The 22,999-nt window shown below is 53.5% G+C and carries 20 protein-coding genes; 2 read left to right on the forward strand and 18 right to left on the reverse strand.

The window, feature by feature from the left end; all coding sequences use genetic code 11:
• Positions 1-168 precede the first annotated feature (168 nt).
• The 17 genes from CBW46_RS10435 to CBW46_RS10515 form a co-directional block, all read right to left on the reverse strand.
• Positions 169-414 carry an HPr family phosphocarrier protein gene (locus tag CBW46_RS10435; protein ID WP_089199940.1) on the reverse strand — a complete coding sequence of 82 codons (246 nt, stop codon included), beginning with the start codon at positions 412-414 and terminating at the stop codon, positions 169-171.
• A 145-nt stretch (positions 415-559) separates the two neighbouring features.
• On the reverse strand, positions 560-2,683 hold the full coding sequence (locus tag CBW46_RS10440) for a (Fe-S)-binding protein (protein ID WP_089199941.1): 2,124 nt from the start codon (positions 2,681-2,683) through the stop codon (positions 560-562).
• A gap of 143 nt (positions 2,684-2,826) precedes the next feature.
• Entirely contained in the window at positions 2,827-3,480 is a 654-nt protein-coding gene (locus CBW46_RS10445; RefSeq protein ID WP_089199942.1) for a GntR family transcriptional regulator, read from the reverse strand.
• Positions 3,481-3,623: 143 nt separating this feature from the next.
• Complete coding sequence (locus tag CBW46_RS10450; protein ID WP_089199943.1) at positions 3,624-4,592, reverse strand: electron transfer flavoprotein subunit alpha/FixB family protein; 969 nt, start codon at positions 4,590-4,592, stop codon at positions 3,624-3,626.
• 14 nt (positions 4,593-4,606) lie between these two features.
• Complete coding sequence (locus tag CBW46_RS10455) at positions 4,607-5,365, reverse strand: electron transfer flavoprotein subunit beta/FixA family protein (protein ID WP_089199944.1); 759 nt, start codon at positions 5,363-5,365, stop codon at positions 4,607-4,609.
• 24 nt (positions 5,366-5,389) lie between these two features.
• The gene (locus tag CBW46_RS10460; protein WP_089199945.1) at positions 5,390-6,301 is read right to left on the reverse strand and encodes an enoyl-CoA hydratase/isomerase family protein; all 912 of its coding nucleotides are present in this window, start codon (positions 6,299-6,301) and stop codon (positions 5,390-5,392) included.
• A gap of 9 nt (positions 6,302-6,310) precedes the next feature.
• On the reverse strand, positions 6,311-8,056 hold the full coding sequence (locus CBW46_RS10465) for an FAD-binding protein (protein ID WP_089199946.1): 1,746 nt from the start codon (positions 8,054-8,056) through the stop codon (positions 6,311-6,313).
• 45 nt (positions 8,057-8,101) lie between these two features.
• Positions 8,102-9,661: an acyl CoA:acetate/3-ketoacid CoA transferase gene (locus CBW46_RS10470; protein ID WP_089199947.1), complete on the reverse strand. Its 1,560-nt coding sequence runs from the start codon at positions 9,659-9,661 to the stop codon at positions 8,102-8,104.
• A 34-nt stretch (positions 9,662-9,695) separates the two neighbouring features.
• The gene (locus CBW46_RS10475; RefSeq protein ID WP_089199948.1) at positions 9,696-10,334 is read right to left on the reverse strand and encodes an RraA family protein; all 639 of its coding nucleotides are present in this window, start codon (positions 10,332-10,334) and stop codon (positions 9,696-9,698) included.
• A gap of 196 nt (positions 10,335-10,530) precedes the next feature.
• Positions 10,531-11,679, reverse strand: a complete 1,149-nt coding sequence (locus CBW46_RS10480; protein ID WP_089199949.1) for an acyl-CoA dehydrogenase family protein — start codon at positions 11,677-11,679, stop codon at positions 10,531-10,533.
• 78 nt (positions 11,680-11,757) lie between these two features.
• Entirely contained in the window at positions 11,758-13,215 is a 1,458-nt protein-coding gene (locus tag CBW46_RS10485; protein ID WP_089199950.1) for an aldehyde dehydrogenase family protein, read from the reverse strand.
• A 15-nt stretch (positions 13,216-13,230) separates the two neighbouring features.
• A complete protein-coding gene (locus CBW46_RS10490; protein ID WP_133253964.1) occupies positions 13,231-14,400 on the reverse strand; it encodes an iron-containing alcohol dehydrogenase in 1,170 nt (389 codons plus the stop codon).
• Between the two features lie 23 nt (positions 14,401-14,423).
• Positions 14,424-15,131 carry an ABC transporter ATP-binding protein gene (locus CBW46_RS10495; RefSeq protein WP_089199952.1) on the reverse strand — a complete coding sequence of 236 codons (708 nt, stop codon included), beginning with the start codon at positions 15,129-15,131 and terminating at the stop codon, positions 14,424-14,426.
• Entirely contained in the window at positions 15,118-17,007 is a 1,890-nt protein-coding gene (locus CBW46_RS10500) for a branched-chain amino acid ABC transporter ATP-binding protein/permease (protein WP_207802267.1), read from the reverse strand. The genes CBW46_RS10495 and CBW46_RS10500 overlap by 14 nt, the downstream gene beginning before the upstream one ends.
• Positions 17,008-17,042: 35 nt before the next feature.
• Entirely contained in the window at positions 17,043-17,933 is an 891-nt protein-coding gene (locus CBW46_RS10505; protein ID WP_089199953.1) for a branched-chain amino acid ABC transporter permease, read from the reverse strand.
• 162 nt (positions 17,934-18,095) lie between these two features.
• A complete protein-coding gene (locus CBW46_RS10510; RefSeq protein WP_165842263.1) occupies positions 18,096-19,244 on the reverse strand; it encodes an ABC transporter substrate-binding protein in 1,149 nt (382 codons plus the stop codon).
• A 183-nt stretch (positions 19,245-19,427) separates the two neighbouring features.
• Positions 19,428-19,706: a hypothetical protein gene (locus tag CBW46_RS10515; RefSeq protein ID WP_089199955.1), complete on the reverse strand. Its 279-nt coding sequence runs from the start codon at positions 19,704-19,706 to the stop codon at positions 19,428-19,430.
• A gap of 89 nt (positions 19,707-19,795) precedes the next feature.
• Here CBW46_RS10515 and CBW46_RS10520 point away from each other — a divergent pair, with 89 nt between their 5' ends.
• Positions 19,796-20,347, forward strand: a complete 552-nt coding sequence (locus CBW46_RS10520) for a 2'-5' RNA ligase family protein (protein ID WP_089199956.1) — start codon at positions 19,796-19,798, stop codon at positions 20,345-20,347.
• A gap of 1 nt (position 20,348) precedes the next feature.
• Here CBW46_RS10520 and CBW46_RS10525 read toward each other — a convergent pair whose 3' ends face one another.
• The gene (locus CBW46_RS10525) at positions 20,349-21,116 is read right to left on the reverse strand and encodes a nucleotidyltransferase domain-containing protein (protein WP_089199957.1); all 768 of its coding nucleotides are present in this window, start codon (positions 21,114-21,116) and stop codon (positions 20,349-20,351) included.
• Positions 21,117-21,667: 551 nt separating this feature from the next.
• On the opposite strand from CBW46_RS10525, the gene CBW46_RS10530 reads away from it, so the two are divergent.
• A complete protein-coding gene (locus CBW46_RS10530; RefSeq protein ID WP_089199958.1) occupies positions 21,668-22,990 on the forward strand; it encodes an ABC transporter substrate-binding protein in 1,323 nt (440 codons plus the stop codon).
• The last annotated feature ends 9 nt before the right edge of the window (positions 22,991-22,999 follow it).

The following is a 22,999-nucleotide window of genomic DNA, read 5'->3' on the forward strand; positions in this document are numbered from 1 at the left end:
CGTTTTCATTGTTCCGCTTTTCCGTTAAGCGCATGCTGCCCGCGGGAAAAGCACTGGCGTGCCACTTACATATCCATCATAGCAAAGTAACACGCCAATGTCAGTGAACCGAAAAGTACTTATGGTGGACGATTCCGACCTATTTGTGGGACCATGTCAGTGGCGAAGCTACGAAGCCGCTACCTTCACGCGCAGCCCATACTTCTCAAACACTTGGACCATAGCCTTCGTCGCCTCGGCGGCATCCGTTCCATTGACGTGCAGCTCGTATTCCTCCGAGTCCGACATGGTGGTATATAAGCCGAGCAAGCTTTTTGCATCGATAAATTTGTTATTGTATTTCAGAACGATTGAAGACTGGAACTCATTGGCTTCCTGGACAATCCTGACCATGGTTTCCGTATGACTCAACATCGCGGCTGACCTCCATTTTTGTTAAATCATCATACTCCCCCAGTATTTTATCAAAATTTAATGGATTAATATTTAGCCGCCTGCCCATATTCCACGTTAATTCTATGAATTATCGTTTATCGATAATTTAAGTGCACAGCAAACCCTACAGTACCGAAGCAGCTAATATTTCCGCAATATCCTTTGTTGCAACTCGTTCATCTGCGTTTATCAACTTGGTGCCATCGCTCATCATTGTCAAACAGTATGGACAGGCGCTGCTTATAACCGTTGGATTGACCGCGATCGCCTGCTCAGCTCTCGCCACGTTTACACGTGTACCGGCCGTTTCTTCCATCCACATCATGCCCCCGCCTGCGCCGCAGCACATACCGTTCTCCCTCGTTCTTTCCATCTCAACCAGCTGCACGCCTGGAATGGCACGTAAAATGTTTCTAGGTTGATCATAGACGTCATTATATCGCCCGAGGTAGCAGGAATCATGATAAGTGACTCGTTCATTCACTTCATGCACAGGTTGGAGCAGCCCCTCTCGGATCAGCCGGTCGAGCAGCTCGGTGTGATGATAAATCTCCGCTTGCAGACCGAATTCCGGGTATTCATTTTTCAGCGTATTATACGTATGGGGGCATGCAGTGACGATTTTTTTCGCATCATATTTCTGCAGTATGGCGACATTCTCTCTGCACAGCTCCTGGAACAAAAACTCGTTGCCCAATCTGCGTGCCGTATCCCCCGAATTTTTCTCTTCCGTCCCCAGTACCGCGAAATTTACCTGCGCCTTGTTCAAGAGCTTTATCACAGCCCGGATGACCTTATTATTCCTGCTATCGTAAGAGCCCATGGAGCCCACGAAGTACAAATATTCAAAACCGGGATTTTCTTTTACCGTCGGCACATGCAGGTCCGTTTCTTCCTTCCACTTGAAGCGGTCTTTTTGGCTGAATCCCCACGGATTGCTCTGCCGTTCGATGTTTTGCAGCGCGCGTTGTCCCTCTGTCGGCAGACTGCCCTGCATAAGCACAAGCTGTCTCCGCAAATCGATGATTTTATCCACATGCTCATTACCAACCGGACATTGGTCCTCGCAGTTTCTGCAAGTGGTGCACTGCCAGATTTCCTCTTCGCTGATCACATCACCGATTAATTCGACATCATTGATGTTCTTGTCTGACAGCCTCCACCTCTCCTGCTGCATTCGCATCGTCGACGATATATCCGTGACTTTGTTTTGGGAAACCGGTTGAACCGCATTACTGTTAACGAACAAATGCACACGTTCATCGGCAAAGACAAAGGCCGGCACCCATGGCGAGCGCGCAGTGATGCTGCTGCCCTTCTCTGTCAGATGATCCCGCATTTTTACGATCAAGTGCATCGGTGACAGCATTTTCCCCGTATTCGACGCCGGACAAACGTTGGTACACCTACCGCATTCCACACATGCGTAGAAATCCAACATTTGTTTTTGTGTGAAATCCTCGATTTTCTGTACCCCAAACGACTCGGCACTGTCATCTTCCAGATCGACGTTTTTTAGCTTGCCGGCCGGTTCGCTCCGCTTGAACCAGATGTTGACAGGTGCCGTTACAATGTGAAAATGCTTCGACTGAGGCACGTAGACGGCGAAAGCCAGCAGAATCAGCAAATGAGCCCACCATACGGTATAATACAACACCATGTACGTCTGTGTGGACAGGCTCGAGAACAACGCAGCAATGATCGATGAGAGCGGCGCATACCACGAAAACTCATGCTGCAGCAGGGCCCGCTCGAACGAGAGTGTTAAGATAACCGAAAGCATCAGAAAAAATATGAAAAAAATGACGATGCTCGGCTTCCAGCCCTTTTTTAACCGGTCGATGCCTTCGATATACCTGCGGTAGCCCGCATAGCCGACGGCAAGCAGGACGAGGAGCGTCGTTGTCTCCTGCAGCAGCGAAAACAAATCATATCCGGGAATCGGAAGCGCCTCACCCGCCGCCAGCCCTTTGTAGATCAGATCAATCGCGCCGAGCTGCAAAATGATAAAACCGTAAAACACGACGACGTGCATCCACCCGCTTTTGCGGTCTTTCAGCAGTTTTTTCTGGCCGAGCACTTCGGTTACGAAGCCGCTCATGCGCGCTTTGTACGCATACCCTGCCGATGCAGGCACAGGCCGGCCTAAGCGGATGTAGCTGTAGCGCGCATAAATCGCTTTCACGACTAAAAACAACCCTGCACCGGTCACCGCCAAAAATAAAACGAATTGAATAAAGGCCCACATGGCATATCTCTCCCATTATGTCCGGCGTATTTGGCTGCCCACTGCGAAGCTTCCACTGTCACGGGGGAGCTTTGGTCTGTGTGCGGCGAGCCGATCGCTCGTGCAGCGTTTCCCGAACCGGCTGGAGCCGAACCGGCAAACACTTATTTGTCCGGAGTACCCAAAAGCTGATGTCTGACATAGTTCAAGTGGGATATAAACGAATCGCAAGCTGCTTCCTTGTCCCTATTCTTGAAGGCGTCCACGATTGGTTTGTGCATCTCCGCGAGCTCCAATAAGTTGCTGAAATAATACTGGCCTGTACAATACCAGATGCGGTTCATCCTGTTGGTAATGTCCTGCCACACCTGGTAGGCAAAAGAGTGGTCGGCGATTTTATATATCACGCTGTGAAAAGCCACATCATTCATTCTCATTTTTTCAATGTCATCTGTTTTGCCTGCTTCAATCATTTCCTGATAAATCTGTGCCAACGCCGCAACATCCTCGGCCTGCACCTTCTCAATCGCCCTTTTGATGGCAAATAATTCGACCACTTCACGAAAGCTGTACATTTCCTCCACGTCTTTTTTCGAAAAGTTAGAAACGTAGGTGCCCTTGTTCGCATGAGTAATCACCAGCTCATCCCGGCGGAGCATCGATAATGCCTCACGCACCGTACTTTGGCTTACGCCGTATGTTTTCGCCAGCTCCAGCTCGATAATCCGGTCGCCTGACTTTAGTTCCGCTTTGATAATCGCCTCTTTCACTGCCTCATATACCTGTTCGGCAAGCGATTTGTAGACTACCTTCTTCATTACCGTCACTTCCCTTTATATCAACTTGTTTTGAACGCAATCGGGTTGTTGCGCAGTTGAAACGGCGCAATAATCGACAATATCCACTTGCTATTGTACCCGACCGCCAAGTTGCTTACTACCTTCATCTGGCAGGACCCAACTCAATTCGCCTGCCGTTTGCGAAACTCCTCGGTCAGCAGCGGAACGATCTCGAACATGTCGCCCACGATGCCGTAGTCTGCAATCCCGAAGATAGGCGCCTCGGGATCTTTGTTGATCGCGACGATCACTTTAGAATTCGAGATGCCGGCCACGTGCTGTATGGCGCCGGAGATTCCACAAGCAATGTAGAGGTCCGGCGTCACCACTTTGCCGGTCTGCCCGATCTGCATACCATAGTCACAGTATCCCTCGTCGCAAGCTCCGCGAGAAGCGCCGACCGCCCCGCCAAGCACCGCCGCCAGCTCCTGCAGCGGTGCGAATCCTTCCTTTTTTTTCACGCCGCGTCCGCCAGATATCACGATGTTTGCTTCGAGTAAATCGATCGCTGCTGTCGATTTGTGAACGATATCTCGCACGACCGTGCGGAGGTCAATATCTCCCGGTTCAAACGGTATCGTTTCCGCATCGGCCGGCGAGGGCTCCGCCTTGAAGTTGTTCGGACGGATGGTGACGAACATCTTCCCGGATGTAAAACGCTTCTTTTCGAACGCTTTCCCCGCATAGATCGGTCGCACATATATCAGTTCGCCGCCTTCAAACTCCACTTGAGTGCAATCTGTGATCAGCCCGTAACCCAGGCGGGCGGCAATTCCTGGAGCGGCATCCTTCATGTTGGCTGTGTGCCCGGCGATGATGACGTCCGGCTCCGTTCTTTCAATGAGTCGAACCATGGTGTGGCGATAAGCGTCCGATTGATACTCGTTGAACCGGGCATCCGATACGATCAACACTTGATCCGCGCCGTATTCGCCTAATGTCGGTGCATAATCCGCCGCTTTACTCCCGAGTGCGGCCGCCAGTAATGTTCCCTCTCCTGCCAACCGTCTGCCCAATGAGAGCGCCTCAAGAGATACCTGGCGGAGCGCCGAGGCCTTCGTTTCCGTGAAAACCAGCACCTTCTTGTTCATTGCGCGTGATCCTCCTATAAGATTGACTTCTGTGCAAAAAGAATACTGACAAGCTGACCGGCCGTTTTACGGGCATCGCCAGCATCAATGAACCGGCAGGGCTCGCGCCGGGGAGGCAAGTAGCGGTCGACCGTAACTGTTTTGGATGAGGCTGCGAATCCGCTCAATTGGGCGGCGTCAATCCTATCGATCGGCTTCTTCTTCGCCTTCATGATGTTGGGAAGCGACGGGTAACGCGGATCATTCAGCCCCTGTTGGCAGGTGACGAGAAGCGGCAGCCTTGCCTCAATGTGATAAATATCGCCTTCCACATCCCTTTCGAGCTTCACTGCGTTGTCCTCAACAGCCAATTTTATCACCGATGTGACATGGGGGATGTGCAAATGCTCTGCAACACGTACGCCGACTTGCCCGGCGCCGTTGTCGATGGATTGATTGCCTGCTAAAATCAGATCGCATGGTTGATCCTTCAAATAACATGCCAACGCCGAGGCGATGACCGTTTCGTCACCCTCAACGCCGCCAATGGCAGCAGCTTGGTCGGCGCCCATCGCCAGTGCGTGGCGCAGCGCGGTATCCACTCGCTCCGGTCCCACCGTGACCACGGTCACCTGCCCGCCGCACTGCTCTCTCAGCCGTACCGCTTCTTCAACCGCGTATTCGTCATATGGATTGATCACCCAGTTGACGTCATCCTCCACTATGCGCCCGTTGTCCAACTTTATTTTCTCTTCAGTGTCAAATGTTTGTTTGAGGCAGACCCAAATATTCAACGTATTCCCTCCGTTTCACTCCAGTCAGCGGTGCTTGAAGACCGGTGTCCGTTTTTCCAGAAAAGCCTGCACGCCTTCGCGTATATCGTCCGTTGCATGCAGCCTCTCAAACATATCCCGGCCAGTCGGGCAAAAACGCGCTTTGGACGCCGTATACTGATGGGCGGCACATTTCACAGCTTGCACGGCAACCGCTGGCAGGGCAGCCAGCTGCCGTGCAAGCGCCTCAGCCGCTTTGAGCATCGGTGTGCAGGGCGTCTCGCTCCCGGCCTCATCCGTGTGGTGAGATGGCATGCTGCTTGCAGGCAGCACAGCCGAAGTTGTGCTCGCCCCGGCATTCGGTGTCTGAGCCGCTTCGGTCAGCGGCATGGGTGGGGTCTTACCGGCGTCTGCCGGAGCCACTGCGGTGGCGATGCCCATCGCTTTCGCTTCTGCAGCGCTGATTATGCGGCCGGTCGCCATCAACTCGATTGCTTTGCCCAAGCCTGCGAGATCAACGAGTCTTTCCAACCCGCCGTTGCCGGGCATGACCCCTCGCGTGACCTCCGGCAAACCGAAACGTGCGTCCTGCTCAAAATAACGGAAATCGAATGCCAGCGCCAATTCCGCGCCCCCGCCGATTGCATTTCCCTGAACACACGCAATGGTTGGTTGAGGCATGCGTATAATGGCCTCCAGCATACGATGGCCGTCGTCCCATACGCGGCCGGCGGCATTGCTCGCTATGCGCTCAGGAAACTCTTTCAGGTCCGCTCCGCAGCAAAAGTGACGCCCCGCAGCGACAAACAGAACCACCCGTATCGAGGGGTCTCGGGACACACGAGTAAAACTCTCTGTAATATCGCGCTTCACCCGATCGGTCAACAGATTCATCGGCGGGTTGGACAGTGTGATTCTACAAATGCCGTCAGAAATGAAGTCCGCTGTCACCTGCATGTGTAATCATCACCTTCTCACTGTTCTTCTCGGGGACGGCCAGTGATAAAACTCCGTTGCCATCCTGCCGTTCACGTTCTTCACCCGTATGCTTTTCTTCCACTCCCGATCGTTTTTTTCGGGAAAGTCCTCCCGGTAATGGCAGCTTCGGCTTTCTTTGCGCTCGCGGGCGGACATGACGATGGCTTTGGCGGTGATAATCATATGATGCAGCTCGATAGCTGCAGCGAAATCATCCTCGCCGGCAACACCCAGGTCACCGTCCAACAGTGCCTCCTCCAGCTGTGTCAAGAAGCTCCACGCCTCCGCCAGCCTTTGCTCACTGCGGATGACCAAGCAGTTCCTGTGCATCATGTCCCGCAGCGATGAGGCCGCTTCTGCTGCACTTCCAGACCCCGCCGCACAATTTGCCAGCCAGGTATTGTAGCCGTCCAACTTGGCGAGCGCCTGCTCCTTCACTGAGGTCGCACCCCTCTGCCGTCGCGAGTATCGCGCCGCAGCCGTGCCCGATGTGTGTCCGAACACCTGACCCTCCGCAAGTGAATTGCCCCCCGGCCGGTCCGGTCCCCGCAGGCCGCCCGCGGTTTCCCCCGCCGCATACAGCCCGGCGACCGCGGTTTCACCATCCATATTCAAAATCTGCACACCGCCATTGTTGCACTGGGATATGAGGCCGACTTCGAACTTATCCTCGTCCAGATCGATACCCTTGCTTTTCAGGACGCGTTTCGTTTTCGGCATTGTCGCCTCGATCAAATCATCGGTGCCCGGCCGTTTCTCGTACCACACCCCTCCGCCCGGTGCTGGATTGGCTTCCGACTCCCTTTGAATCGAGGTATCTAGATAGAAAGACTCATTCGACACGGAAAAAGGGAACACTTTTTCTTGATAGACCCGCTCGGCGGTAATGCCGTCAGGAAGGACGCCGTGGAAAATATCTCTTCCGCTGCCGTTGGTCAGAATAGGATTGGTTTTCCACACCGGCCCGGACAGTAAAGTGACGGATGGAAACAGCGAGGCGGGGCCGATCTGCACAAACTCCATATTCACGAGAGGCAGACCCAGCTTATGGGCCATGGCGTATCCGTCACCCGTCATTTCCGGGGTGCCGACACCGTGCTTGTAAATGCCGTGGGCACCACCGCAGGCCAAGATGACTGCCGGCACCCTATAGAGCACGATTTCCCGTGCCAGACGGTCCCAGCCAAGCGCCCCGGCCACCTTGCCACCACCGTGCGTGAGCAGTTCAAATATCATCATGTGCTCATCCACCGGCACTTCCAGCTCTTTTAAACGTTTGGCCAAAACGGTAAGGATATGCCTCGCCGTCACACCATTGACCCGGCAGGTTCTCGGATACACGGCAAAATCGCTCATACCCTGCACCAATTTGCCGTTCGGCTGTTTGTCAAAATTAAGGCCAAGCTCGATTAAGCTAAAGATGCGTTCGGGCATTTCATGTGCCAGTCCCCACACCAGCTCAGGATCAATGAAGCCTTCGCCGGATTTCATCGTATCCTCGTAATGTATCTCTGGATGATCCCTCTCATCGCCGTGGCCGATTGCCGCTGCGATTGACAGCAGCTCGGAAAATGCGGTAGCGGTGGAACCGCTTTTTTGCCACTCTGCTTTCACCGCCAGGCGCACGTCGGCACCCGCTTGTTTTGCCGACAGCGCTGCCCGGGCCGCCGCTCCGCCGCCGCCGACAACCAGAACATCGGCAGCGATCTCTCTCGCAATTTTTTGTCTCACCATTAGGTATGGTCTCCTTTGCCATGAGCGAACCTGAGCTGGCCCGCCCTATTGAAAAATGTGTGAGGACATCGGCTTCACATCCGGTGCGATCTGGATTGCACAATCGGCCAACGGTAAAATTTCGCGCTCAATGTCAATGCCAGGGGCATACTCAGTCAGCACCAGGCCGCCCGCGCCCAGCCGGAAAACCGCTCTTTCCGTGATGTATAGAGGCTCCTGCTGTTTTTCGCGCGCCGCATGGGCGCTAAATGTGAGATGCTCCACCCGTCGGATGAGCTTCTTATGCCGGCCTTCTCGGATGATGCTTAGACGTCCGTCGCGAATGTCGAGCGCTAAGCCCCCGCTGGTCAGCGTACCGCAAAACAATATTTTCTTCGTGCTGTGCGTGATGTCGATGAATCCCCCCGATCCGCGAAAAATCCCGTTGAACTTGCTGACATTGACGTTGCCGTCCCCGTCGATTTGCGCAAATCCAAGCAGGGTTGCGGACAGACAACCGCTGTGGTAATAATCGAACACCTGCGGGGAGGTGAAAAAAGCGGTTGGATTGCGATGGGCGCCGAATACTTCTTCACCCATCGGAATGCCGCCGATCGCCCCATGCTCCAGTGAAAAAGTCACTTCCTCGAGGCGGTTTTGCTCGAGCAGCAGCTGGGGCAGCGACACCGGTATGCCCACTCCGAGATTCACCACGGAACCCGGCGGCAATTCTTCCGCCGCACGGCGCAAAATAATTTTTCTCGCGTCGAGTGGGATGGGATGCGGTGTCTCATCAGCCGGCTCTCGCACTTCCCCGGTCCAGCTCGGATTATAATCAATCAGACTTTGCCGCTGCTCCGGATCGATGACGATGGCGTCCACCAGAATACCCGGCACAGTTACGGCTCGCGGATGCATCGAACCTCGGGCCGTCAACCGCTTGGCTTGCACGATTACGAAGCCCCCGTTTGCTTTGGCCGCCATTGCCATCTCCAAGCCCGCCAGCGTGACCGGCTCATGTTCCAAGGAAACGTTGCCGTCCTCATCTACGGTCGTGCCGCGAATAACCGCCACATCGACAGGCAGTGGATGATAGTACAAATATTCCTGGCCCGCCACGGTGACGACTTCGTTGATGTTGGCGGTTGTTCTTTCGTTCAGCCTGCCGCCCTCCACCCTGGGATCCACGTAGGTGTGCAGTCCGGCTTTGGTAAACATTCCGGTGTTTCCGCCTGCCATATTGCGCATTAAATGGAACAATGTCCCCATCGAAAAGCTGTATGCCTCAATCGCGTTGGTGCGTATCATGTCCGTAATTTTCGGGCTTTCCTTCACATTGAAGCTGCCGCTGATGAGCCTTTTCATCATGCCCGGCTTTGCCAAATGATCGAGCCCCGTTATGGTCTCTTTGTCCCATCCGACGCGGACGGGTGTCACGACCGTCAGGTTGGTCGGGCTGCCGGAGCGGTCGTAACGGCTTCCAAGGGCGGCGATCACCTTCTCCGGGCAAAGGATGGAGATAAGTCCTCCGATAGCTACTGTCGCCCCATCCGGAATGTGCTCAGCCGCCTCTTGTGCAGACATGACTTTGGAACGCTGCGCTGCTTCAGTATGTGGACTCGGCATGGCTGCCTTCCCCCTTCAATTCGTGAGTGCAGTGCTACACCTCATATTTGCGAAGATCGAACAAGTCGACGGTAAAGTATCCCTGCCGCAGCTGTTCGATGATTTTCTGCTCGAACGCCACTTTTTCTTCAGCCGCACGGACGACCTCCTCCAGGCGGGCCGCAGGTACGACAGCAATACCGCTGCCATCGGCCAGTATGACATCGCCTGGATGAACCATCACGCCTCCGACCACGGTCGGAGATTGCAGCTTGCCGACGTTGTTCTTCTCCGCCTTTTTGATGGACACAGCCCGTGTGAAAACGGGGTAGCCCAGCTGGACGATGGGCGCGACATCCCGCACGCTGCCATCTATAACCAGCCCGGCTATGCCGCGCTCCATTGCTGCGATCGTGAGGATCTCGCCCCAATAGCCCGCTTCATAATGCTGGTTGGTGCAAGCTACCAGTACGTCTCCCGGTTTGGCGTGGGCTACAGCCAAGTGCAGCATCAAGTTATCCCCCGGCCGGCAGTTGACGGTGAATGCGGGGCCGCACAGCTTCCACGCGGGATCAAGCGGTTTGATCGCCGCTGACATAGCATGCTCGTTGCCTGCAAGGCAATCCGACACGATTGCTGCGTCAAACCGGACCAGCTGCCGAATAAGCGTTGTGGTCGTTTGCTGTTCATTCATGTTCTCCCTCTTTTCTGGTAAAGTGTGTGATACCGCTCACCGTACCGGCAACGCCACCGTGGTACAACCCTTTACAGCGACCGCGGTGCGCTGTAAGGATGCCGGCAGCACCAAGGCTCGACTAGGTGCCGTAATCACAGACGCGTCATGCACGTGGCACAAGGCTCTGCCATCGTCGTACACGCCGTAAACGGACTCACCTGCGCTGATCGAACTTTTTGCCCAGCACCGTCGAGGCCAGCATCGTCTTGTGCACTTGAATTGTCCCTCCTGCGATGGACGCAGCCCGCACACAGCGGTAGTACCATTCCAGCGGATATTCCCGGGAAAAACCGTACCCGCCATGCAGCTGCAGACAATCATCGGTGATCTTTTTCGCGGCTTCGGCAACGTACACTTTAGCGATACTCACCGATGTCTTATCCGCCTTACTGTCGGCAGCCGCATCCGCAGCCGCCTTGTACAGGAGTGTGCGGGCCGCTTCGAGCTGGAGATACATATCAGCAATCATCCACTGCACGCCCTGAAACTCACATATCTGCTTGCCGAATTGTTTGCGTTCCTGCACGTATTGGCACGTACGGTCGAATGCCGCCTGCGTGATGCCGAGCGTCTGCGCAGCATAACCTAATCGCACGCCATTATATACTCCCATCAGCGCCTTAAAAGCGTTTTCCTTAACCAGCACATTCTCCTTTGGGACGATCGCATCATCGAAATACAGAGCAGTTTGGTATTCGCCGCTCATATTTTCCTCGGGTACGCCCACAGAAAAGCCGGGTGTATCGCGCTCTACCAAGATGGCCCCAATGTCTGACGGCTTGCCCGTGGTGCCAAATCTCGCGTAGACGACAAAGGCGTCGGCCAGATGGCCCTCGCTGACAAAAATCTTCGATCCGTTCAGCTTATAGCGGTCGCCATGCTCGACAGCAGTGGTTTTCAGGTCCGTCGCCGCACTCCCGGCCTCCGGTTCGCTCATGCCAAGCGCGACATAATACTTACCTGCCGTAATTTTCGGTAAATATTTCGCCTTCTGCTCGGCGGTTCCAAGGTGATTGATGAAATTCGTGATGCCCGGACCCGTGTGGTATACCATCCGGCCGCTTGTCGGGCATACCCGGCACAGCTCTTCAATCATCAGCACGGCGCTGAATAGGTCCAAATTCATGCCGCCGTATTCCTCGGGCAGGGTCACGCCCAGAAATCCCTGCTCCGACAGCATCCTCGCGTTGGCCCAAAACTCATCGCCTTCCAGCCAGTGCCTGGCGGGCTTCAACCTGCGTGACGCAAAATCCCGGGCGATCGTCTGCCATTCCAACTGTTCATTCGATAATTCATAACCCATACGTAACAACTCCCGTCAATGGAATCAACTCATTTTGTAGAGCAAAATAGCTGCAGCCCATCCGCTTGGCATGCTAGACTAGCTGCCCGAATAAACCACTTTCAGGGAGGCAAAAAAGTCCTTGCCCGTAGATCCGATGGAGTACGGACCGACGGCGGAATGTTTGACACCGCCAAACGCCACGTGCGACTCACTAATGGTGCCGTTGTTGATATGGACCATGCCGACGTGAATGTCCTGGACCGCCTGCGCCGCATACCGCATGTTGTCGGTGAAGCATGACACAGCAAGCCCATATTCACTATCGTTAGCCACTGCAATCGCTTCCTCGAAGCTATCCACAGCAATCACCGCCAATACGGGGCCGAATATTTCTTCCTTGGCGATCCGCATGTCCGGTGTTACATCGGTGAACACCGTGGGCAGATAATAGTATCCACCGTCCAGGCCGACGGGCCTCTGGCCTCCCATCGCCAGTGTGGCTCCCTCCGTCAATCCGATTTTCACATAATCCTCCACGGTATTGAGCTGATCTTGACTCACTAACGGGCCCATATTCACGCCGGGTGTCATGCCATCGCCCACCACGTAGGCAGCGAGCCGTGCACTAAGCAGCCTTACCACCTCGGCCGCCTGCGAGCTTTCCACAACGATGCGGCTGATCGAGGTGCAGCGCTGCCCGCCCGCTGCGAATGCGGCCGTCAACATCTGATCTACCGCACCAGGCACATCAGCGTAGTCGTAAATAATGCCGGCGTTTTTTCCACCCATCTCCAGCTGCACCTCAATCAGCCGTTCGGCCGCGAGCTTGTATATGCCTCTGCCGACCGATGTCGAGCCGGTAAACGTGACACCCTGCACTAACGGATGCGAAATGATTGCATTTCCCAAGGTTCTGCCCGCACCAACGACGAGATTTAACACACCTGCCGGGAGTGCGGCTTCCTCAAACAGTTCCACAATTTTGGCACCCATAGCTGCCGTCACGGTCGCGGGCTTGAACACTACCGTGTTGCCGAACGCGAGAGCCGGAACAATTTTGCGAAGCGGTGTGACTAACGGGAAATTCCATGGTGAGATCGCGGCGATCACACCTTTAGGCACACGAATCGTACGAATCTGAATTCCGTCCCGCTCGCTAGGCAGAGTCTCCCCCGCCAGACGAAGAGCTTCTCCCGCAGAAAACCGTGCTTCATTGATGGCTTTGGTAATTTCACCGTTCGCCTCATGGAGCGGCTTGCCCATTTCTCTAGTCAGCAGTGCGGCCACTTCAATCCGGTTTCGCTCCAACAGATCGATGAACTTGTAAATGTACTCCACTCTCTTGACCGGCGAAAGTTTGGACCACGTTTGAAATGCTGCGTGAGCCGATTCAATAGCCTGCACCGCTTCCGCCTCGGTCGCGCTCGCAGCAACCGCTACAATCTCGTCCGTTTTCGCAGGGTTCTCTCTCCGTATGTTCGGGCCGCCACATGCAACCCACCGCCCGCCAATATAATTTTTCACTTGTACAGCTGTCTGCTGTGCGTATCTCATAATGAACGCCGCCTCCTATCTGATCTGCTCGAGCATGGCGCGCAGGTCCTTCACTGTGCAATCTTTAGGATTGGCGCTGGTCATGCCGGAGTCCATCGCTTCCTGTGCGATCACGTTTAGTTCCTCATCCGACGGCTTCAAGTCGAGCGCGCTTAAGGTAGTTGGAATTTCCAAATCCCTTATCAGCAGTTCAACCGCCGTAATCGAACGTTCCGCCGCTGCGCGCAGGCTTAAGCCTTCCACATTTTCTCCAAGAGCAACCGCGATATCCCTGAATTTCTCATAGTTCGTGCCTACGTTATATCGCATCACAACAGGCAGCAGCAGAGAATTGGCTAATCCATGCGCAACGCCTAGCCGTCCGCCAAGCGGATGGGAGATCGCATGCACCGCCGCGATGCGCCCCCAAATGAATGCGGCCCCGGCCATGGTGGAAGCCAGCATCATGTGGCACGCTGCAGTGAGGTCCGCTCTCCGCGCAGCGAAAGGGCGCAGGTGACGGCCTATCAGGCGGATGGCATACAGTCCGAACGCTTCCGTGATCGGCTGGGCCTGGTTCGAGGTATAGGACTCGATCGCATGGCTGAGTGCATCCATGCCGGTGACGGCAGCCACCCCGCGCGGCACAGTGGTTAACAGCTGTGGATCGAGCACCGCAGCCCGGGCGTGCAAATGCGCACTTAAAATCCCCATCTTGTAATGCCGTTTGCTGTCTTTGAGTACCGTCGCATGCGTCACTTCCGATCCCGTGCCCGCGGTTGTAGGTATCGTAATCACATCGGGGCCCTTATTCGGGATCTTATCTTTTCCTTCGTACTGTGACAGGTCGCCTGGATTAGCCGCCGCCACAGATACTCCTTTGGCCGTGTCGATGGAGCTGCCCCCGCCCATTCCAATAAGAGCGTCGCATCTGTGCTCCACGTACAGGTTTTTCGCGCGCTGCACCATTTCAATCGTAGGGTCCGGCTCCACCTCGGTGCACGAATAGAATGCGACGCCCGCTTCGCTCAGCAGTGCCTCTAACCGCTGCAACCCCCCGGATTGTACGATGCCTTTATCCGAGCAAATAAAAACCTTGTTGTAACCATACTTGCGGATGATGGACGGAAGCTCGTTTAATTTGTTCACTCCGTAATAGATGTGAGTGTGCAAGCCGAATTCGAATGCGTCCAGCGCTAGATTCATCACTCTCACGCGTCCCTTCTGTTTTATTTCGCCGCACCCAGATAAGCATTCTGAATTCCATCCAGCAGCGACGGGGCGCTATCGCTGGCCACGATGCTGCCGGCCTCCAACACATAGCCGCGGTGAGAGATGGCTAAGCTTTGTCTGGCGTTTTGTTCTACCAGCAGTACGGTAGTGCCCTTTTGGTTGATTTTGCGGATAGCTTGAAACATGTTTTGCACAATCACCGGCGCAAGCCCCAGCGAAGGCTCGTCGAGCATAAGCAGTTTCGGCCGGGCCATCAAGCCTCTGCCGACCGCACACATCTGCTGCTGTCCGCCGGAAAGCGACCATCCCAACCGGTCCAACAGAGGCGTCAGGTCAGGGAACACTTCCAATACTTCTTCGATCTCTTGGTTCACGGTACTCATGGCAATTTTCCTGCTGGTCGCACCGATCACCAAGTTTTCCCTAACCGTGAGCCCGGGGAAAATTTTTCTGCCCTCCGGCACATGAATCAACCCCTGGCGCACGATCTCTTCCGGCGGTACGCTCTCTATGCTTCGCCCCATGAATTCAACTGTGCCGGCTTTAGGCCTGATCAGTCCGGAGATCGTCTTCAGCGTGGTCGATTTGCCGGCCCCGTTCATGCCGAGCAGAGCTACGATCTCTCCCTCATGTACCTCCATTGAGATATTCCTTAACGCCACGATTTTGCCGTATCTTGTTTCGATCTCATTAAGCTTCAGCACGCGCAAGCTCCTCCCCGAGGTAAGCTCTGATAACTTCCGGATCACTCAATACTTGCCCGACGGTGCCTTCGCTTATTTTTTTACCAAAGTCCAGCACTGTAATGTAATCGGCAACCTCGGTGACAAGGTGCATGTCGTGTTCGATCAGCAGTATCGTGATGCCCAGCTCGTTCATCCGTTTCAGAAGCTTTACCAGCTCCTGCGTTTCTTCCGGGTTCATGCCGGCCGCCGGCTCATCGAGGAACAAAAGCTCAGGCTCAGTGGCAAGTGCCCGCGCGATTTCCACCATCCGCTGTTGCCCGTAGGACAGATTTTTCACTTTTTCAAAAAAATACTCAAAACCGACGAAAGCCAGCGCTTCCTCCGCTCTCGCGCGGATCTGCCGCTCTTCTTCCCGCACTTTGAAATTAAACAGAATGTTGAGCAAATTCGCTTTCGATCGTACATGCTGACCGATCATGACGTTATCGATCACGGACAATTCGGGAAACAGACGAATGTTTTGAAACGTTCTCGCAGCGCCCATGCCGACGATTAAGTGCGGTTTCAGGTTGGTGATTTCACTGCCGCGGTATGCGATCTGCCCCGCCGTCGCCGAGTAGATGCCGCTTAACACATTGATCACGGTCGTTTTGCCCGAACCGTTGGGACCGATCAGCACGTGAATGTCGCCTTTTTTAACATGAAAATCAATACCGTCAACCGCCTTGACGCCCCCGAAATGCTTTTTCAACCCCGACACCTGGAAAATGACTTCCTGCTCCTGCCGCCTCGCCAATTCCCCCGCCCGGTTTAAGTACGTTAGAGTCTTCCCCTCGATAAACTTGATCCCCGCTGTGTTTTCCTCCGATGCTGCTTTCTTTTTGAAGATCATATCGTACAAGCTGCCCATGAGCCCCCAGATACCATTAGGCAGAAAGATAAGGAAAACAATGATGAGACCGCCGTAAATCGCCAAGTAATACTCCTTGAAAGCACGCAGCCATTCCGGCAGCCAGGTTAACAGTACGGTCCCCACCACCGCGCCGATAATGGAATCCGAGCCCCCTGTAATCAACATTGCGAAAAAGCTGACGGACTGCTCAAAGCTGAACACATCCGGACTGATGTACCCGGTAGCCGAGGCATACAGGAAGCCGCCTATCCCTCCCAAAGTGGAACATATGGAAAATGCGAGCATTTTCATCTTAAACAGGTCAACACCTGCTGCGGACGCCGCCAGCTCATCTTCACGCAGCGCAAACAGCGCGCGCCCCAATCGTGAATGCTTCAAACGGAACACAAACAAGATGCACACAAGCAGGACAACCAGGCATAACCAGTAAAAATATGTCGGATTCTCCAGACCGAACGGACGCGGAATTCTGCTAAGGCCATCTGCACCGCCGGTTAGCGCTTTCGAGTTGTGAAGGACGAGCTGCACAATGATTTGAAATCCTATCGTGACCAGCGCCAGGTAGTGCGTAACGAGCCTTAGAGAAATAGCTCCCAGGAACACCCCCATCACAATGGGGACGACTAAGGCAGCAGTCAGCCCGACCCAGTATGGCAAACCGAATAGCGCGGTGGTAGAAGCCAACGAATAGGCTCCGAGCCCGAAAAAAGCGGCTTGAGCTAACGAGATTTGGCCGGCATACCCCATGCCAACCGTCAGACCCAGCGTGGCGAAACAAAATACGACAGTTCTTAGAAGCTCCGTCATATAGTAGTTGCCCAAACGGCCGCCAGGCAGCAGAAACGGAATGCAGACCGCGAGAACGATAAGTATTGCACCGCCCACAATAAGTGCGGGGTGAACCGGCTTCAAACTTTTCAGTTTTGTTTCATTGTAATGTCCGCTCTCTGCCGGTTTGGCTTGCATCGTATTGGTTTGCATGGTAACACTCCTTAGAGTTGAAGTACGCCAGAGTATTATGCTTTCGTCCCTACCTTTTCCCCGAAAATGCCGTATGGCCTGAAGATTAGGAAAACGATCAAAAACAGGAAGGCAAACGCATCTTTATACGGGCCCGAGATATATGCAGCGGCAAACGTTTCGGCAACCCCTATCATCAGCCCGCCAATAATCGCACCCTTCACATCACCCAAACCTCCTACAATCGCAGCGGCAAAAGCTTTCAATCCTATGATCGCTCCCATCGTATGGCTAATCATAAAAATCGGGGCGACAAGAATACCGGCTGCGCCTCCAAGTGCCGCACTGTAGATGAATGTTAGCGCTTGCATTCGGGACGCCTTGATACCCATCAATTTGGCAGTTTCCGGGTCCTGCGCGGTAGCTTGCATCATTTTGCCGAGACGTGTTTTTTCAAACAGCAGGTACTGTACCGCCAACAGGATGACGGCGCAGCACAGGATCGAGAGATACTGCACGGAAATGACGATTTCACCCAACTTAACTGTATCTGTCTGAAACAGAGGCGGCAGCTTAAGCGGGACAGCACCATAGCCGAGCAGAAAAATGTTCTGGATAATCATCGATGCCCCGAGCGTGCTGATCATTACGGTCAAAAACGCCTTGTTGCGCCTCGCAAACGGCCGGTACACGCTCAACTGGAACAAGTAACCGATCCCGCCGACGATGATAATCCCCAGGATAAGTCCAACCCAGATCGGCATACCGAGTGTAACCATAAGCGTAAAAGCGACGAACGCTCCCATCATGGTAAACTCGCCTTGGGCGAAGTTAACGACGTTTACGGACACGTAAATCAACACAAATCCCAGCGCTACCAACGCATAAATACTTCCTATCGCCATTCCGCTGACTAGAAGCTGCAGGGGCATATTGAGCAGTTCCATCCGCTTCCCCCTTCCCTCATGTAATGATTCGCATGCGACGCTATGGCGTTTGCGCTCCGCCGCTCCAGCCGAAGCCTACGTATTTTTTGCAAACATCATCGCGCGCGTTCCCTGCCCACGGCTGCTTGCGCTCCCACTGGGCGGTGTCGCCCGCTCGTGCCGCTATTTCACAGTCACAACCCGGCCATTTTCCACTTTAACCACGGAATACGCATGAAGCCCGTCTCCGAGTTCGTCGAAGTCGTATTCGCCTTCCACCCCTTTATAGCCCTTGATAGCCAAAATCCCCTCGCGGATCTGGTCCGGGTCGCTTCCTCTTTCTTCGATCACCTTGGCGAGCACATTCAGGGCGTCATACACCCAACCTGAGTATAAGTCCGGATTGTCAGTGTATTTGCTCGAGAACTTTGCAACAAATCGCTTGGTTTCTTCACTCTGATCAAGCGCAAAATCGTTCACGCCGTAGATGCCGTCCAATTTGTCTCCCGCCAGCTTGATCGTAGTTGTCTGCGCCCCGGCCGCGCACGATATCAATTCCGCGTTGACGCCAAGCTGTCTCATTTGCACTACCAACTGGGCGATGTCAGCTGACAGTGTCATATATACGTTAATGATATCCGCGCCGGATTTGCGAATGTTTTCCAGTACTGGCGTGAAATCTTTGGTGTTGGCGGTAACCCCTTCGGTGACCACCGGGGTCATGTTCCTTTTCTTGTATTCGGCGACCAGCAGGTCTTTGCCGGCCGTACCGAAGGCATCGGTATCATAGACGATGGCGGCCTTCGTTTTCCCTAGCTTATCTGTTGAAAAATCTACTATTGTTTTCGCAGCGTAAGCGTCACTGGGTCTGAAGCGGAAGAACCATTTGTTTTTCAACTCCGTGGTTAGCTCGACATTGGTTCCGCCAATCATGACCGGTACGCCGGTTCTCTTCGTGATCTGGTCGATTGCAAGCGACATTGTGCTCGTAATCGGACCGATGACCGCGACTATCTCCGGATCCGCTATAAGCTTCTGGAATGCCGAGACCATTCCGTCATTGGTGCCGCGGTCATCCTCCACCACCAGCTCGAGCTTCTTCCCCTGGATGCCGCCCGCACCGTTAATCTCATCCAGCGCAATCTGCGCGCCTCGCTTCTTGAACTCGCCGGTCAATGCCGATTTCCCAGTGAGATCGGCCGTCATCCCGACCTTGATCACTTCGCCCGCACCTCCGGCAGCGCCGCCGGCCGAAGTGTTTCCACACGCGGACACAGTGAGTATAACTGCTGCGAAACACATCAATAGTATCGCGCGGATCGACGTTTTCAATAGTTCCACTCCTTGTTCGGGTATTATATCGCATTGTCGGAGCCTACGATTCATGCTGACTTAACATCGATGGGACTCGGCACCTCACCTCCCAACATGATTAAGCGCTTCCAGAAATGGAACTAGTAATTAATGATTATCGATAATCGTTAAGTGTAGTATAGGTGACGTTTCCATTCTCTGTCAATTGGTTTTTTTATCAGCGTTGGAGGCGGGCACGTGGATTAGCTGTCCATCCCCGCGAGTAGCAAAAAACCTAGCGTCCGGTCCCCGCAGGACTGCAAACATGGCGTATCCATACGTTTGCGTACGGGAGTCGCGCGCCTCTCTCTTGGCACAGGTCAACCAATCAATAGATGACGTGGTGGCACCACGGCAATCTCCCTGCTTAAAAGCCAACAATAAATGAAAGCCGCAGCGCTCCGAGAGATCTTTTAAAACATCGCATATTTTCCAATCCATCTGTCATAAATTTCTCCCGATAGGTGCATACCGCATGAAAACACAGTAAAATTTAGGTGGCGGATAACCGTCAGGTGAGGAGGTCAAGGATGCATTTTTTTATCGGAATCGTGCCGCCAGACGAATATGTGTGTCAAACGACAAGGTTCCAAAGACAGTGGCCGAATAATGCACTGCCGCAAGACGTGGAACCGCACATCACAGTGAAGGCTCAGGGTGGATTAACACCTGACGGCAGCTGGATTGATGCAGTGAAATGTGTATGCAGTGGTTTTCCTGCTTTCCAGGTGAGCTTGCACCAACCGATGTTTTTTTCCCGGGATGTGCTGTTTTTGAGCGTGCGGTCAGAGAAAATACATAGCTTGCACGAAAGGCTTGTGCACGCGATTTCCCCTTCCACAGAGCTCATCAAGCGATATTTTGAGCTAGAAAGTTACTCTCCGCATTTGACCTTAGGGCAAACTTATTGGGGCTTAACACATGAGGAGCTGATGCAAATGCTAAGAAAAGCCGAACAAGAATTGACTCCTTATCCGACCTTTGACGTGAATTTTGTCCGAATTTATCGAGAAATCGAACGAGACCGATATGTAAAATATGTCGACGTACCTCTAGCGCGAAGTGAAAAGGGTTGCAGCTGAGTTACACCTCAGTCGGGCTTCTAAGCGTCCAGCCATCGATATCAAACCCGCCCATTTGTGTTAGAACGTGCTGAGATAGCCGATCATAATACTGCATCATTTTATTCCTGTCCGCTTCTTGCAACGCTTGGATAAACATGTGTTTGAACGCCTCGTCTGGAAAGCGGCTCTTCAAGTATTTAGCTAGGTACATTGAGTCCGACAGATACGAATAGATCTGATAATACGGAATCGGTTCCAGTTGAAGAACCTCACAATACTCCTTAAATAGCCGCATCAATGAGTTGTGGTAGCTAAAATGGAAATCCGCTCTCTGCCCCTCAAAACAATCATACAGATTGTCCAGCGTGTCCCAGATTGCGTATTTTTTTAATTCCAGCGATGCCTCGGTGAGTCCGGTGTGTTGCCTTTCCCTCCATTCCTGCGCTTCTCTTCTCAGCTGTCCGATCACGCCCGCCGTATCGAACACGATGCTCCCGGTGATAAACTGCACCATGGACATCGTCCGGCGGTCATTGAAATCTTCTTGAAAGTAACCCCTGATCTGCTTCGGCGTATTAGCAAAATACTCGATAAGGAATCCACGGCATATTCTATTGCCCCTTTCCCGCCAATCAACAGCATCCGACAAAATAATATGCACATCGATGTCTGATCGTGGTGACGGATTGCCTGTTATATAGCTGCCGCAGACCATTGCACCAATCACCTCCGGTTTGCTTCTCCAATCCCGTAGAAAAATGTCGACTGCTCTCTCCCACTCGTTCATCCGATACACCTCCACTGAATTATGTCCACATGCCATGAGGGCTGCGCTGCTATCACGTACGAGGAGCTCTGAGCTTATGCCTGCCGTATTGCCTCTGCACTCCGGTACGCCAGAACTGTATGCGCAGCCGGAATTTTTTTCTTTACTCGCGCATCCAACCTGCTCAGCCAGTTCTAGCAGCGCACGCCTGCAGCCCCTCCCTGTACTATAATGCGCTTTCTTTATCGCGTCCATTAATGGACGTGGATGCATGTTTTTCGCATGCTGGACGGCGCTAGCCATGGTAGCCATGGCTCTAGCTGCTTTTGTCGGCGGCTTGTCATCAATCTGATTCAAATGCTCGAATTTTGGTTAATAACAGAAAAAGGTATACATAAGTGTGGTGTCAACCCAGCGGTACTCGTGTCGACAGGGAAATTACGGCATGAACAATTAAAAGCGGTTACAAAATTTGTGTTGCACACTCCTCCTGTACATGGTATCGTCTGGGCTATAAGTAAACTTTTACCTGAAAACGTTATTTTTAATTACATTACCGGGAGGGTATTCAAATGAAACGATCAAAGTTTACACTGTCAGCCATGGGTCTGGTGCTGCTGGCGCTGCCAGTGATGCAGGGCTGTGGGGGTCCTGAGACCAAAAGTGAAAGCGGTTCCGCAGCGAATGGAAGCATTAACTTGACGATGGGTGCATGGGGCAATCCGGCAGAGTTGAAGGTGTATCAGAAAGGCATCGATGCGTATATGGAAAAAAATCCGAACGTCCAAATCAAACTGATTCCTACGCCCAGCGACGGGTATGAGCAGAAGCTGTTAACGCAGCTGTCAGGAAACAACGCGCCCGATGTGTTTTACGTCGGTGATGGGACGATGTCCAGGCTGATCAAGAATCAATCTATCGCCGAGCTCACCGAGTTCTTGAACAGCCCGGACAGCGCCGCAAAATTGGATGAGTATTCTCCCGGGCTCTGGGGTGTCGCTAAGCAGGACGACAAGTATTACGGCGTGATGGTGGATTGCAATCCTCTCGTGCTCTACTACAACAAAAAACTGTTCCAGGATGCCGGCGTGAAACTGCCGCAGGAGTATTTCGACGCGGGTGAGTGGAATTGGGAAACATTCGATCAGGTCACAGCGAAGCTGAAGGAGGCGGGCAAATACGGTTTCGTGCAGGAAAAATCATGGTCGGGCATGTCAAGCTGGATATGGGCAAACGGGGGGAAGATTTACGACGAACAAGGCAACTATGTGCTGGATAAGGATCCGAAATCGCTGGAAGCGGTCAAGTTCGTGGCTCGACTGGTACAAAACAAACAATCCGTGTACGCCGGCTCTCTGCCGCAGGGGCAGGGCGTAGACGCCATGTTTCTGTCCAACCAGGCGGCCATGGTTGCTGCCGGACGTTGGCTGACGCCGCTGTTCAGCACTAACAAATCTCTAGACTTTGATTACATACCTTATCCGACTAACACAGGCAACAAAACGGAACCGGCTGCCGTGGCCACTGCGTATATGGCGGTCAACAAGAATTCGGCCCATGCGCAGGAGGCGATGAAGTTCCTATCGTTTTACGTGTCCAAAGAGGGACAGAAGATTCGTCTATCCGAAACCGGCAACGCTGTTCCTTCTGTAACAGGCATTGACGAAATCGTCACTGCGAACGGAATTCCGCCGCATGCGCAGTATTTGTTGGACGCCCGTAAAATTGGGGTTGCCGCAGGATCACCGCAGCAGTTAGACGCCCGGGTCGCCGGCCTGTCGAAGGACGCGGAGGATATATACGATTTGATGCTGCTCGGCAAAGATACACCGGAAACAACTGTCCAGAAGCTCGCCGCCAAGGTGAAGCAAAAAATCGCCGAAGACAAACAGTAATCGCCGTTG

The organism is Paenibacillus xerothermodurans (assembly GCF_002220865.2).
GTDB lineage: Bacteria > Bacillota > Bacilli > Paenibacillales > NBRC-103111 > Paenibacillus_S > Paenibacillus_S xerothermodurans.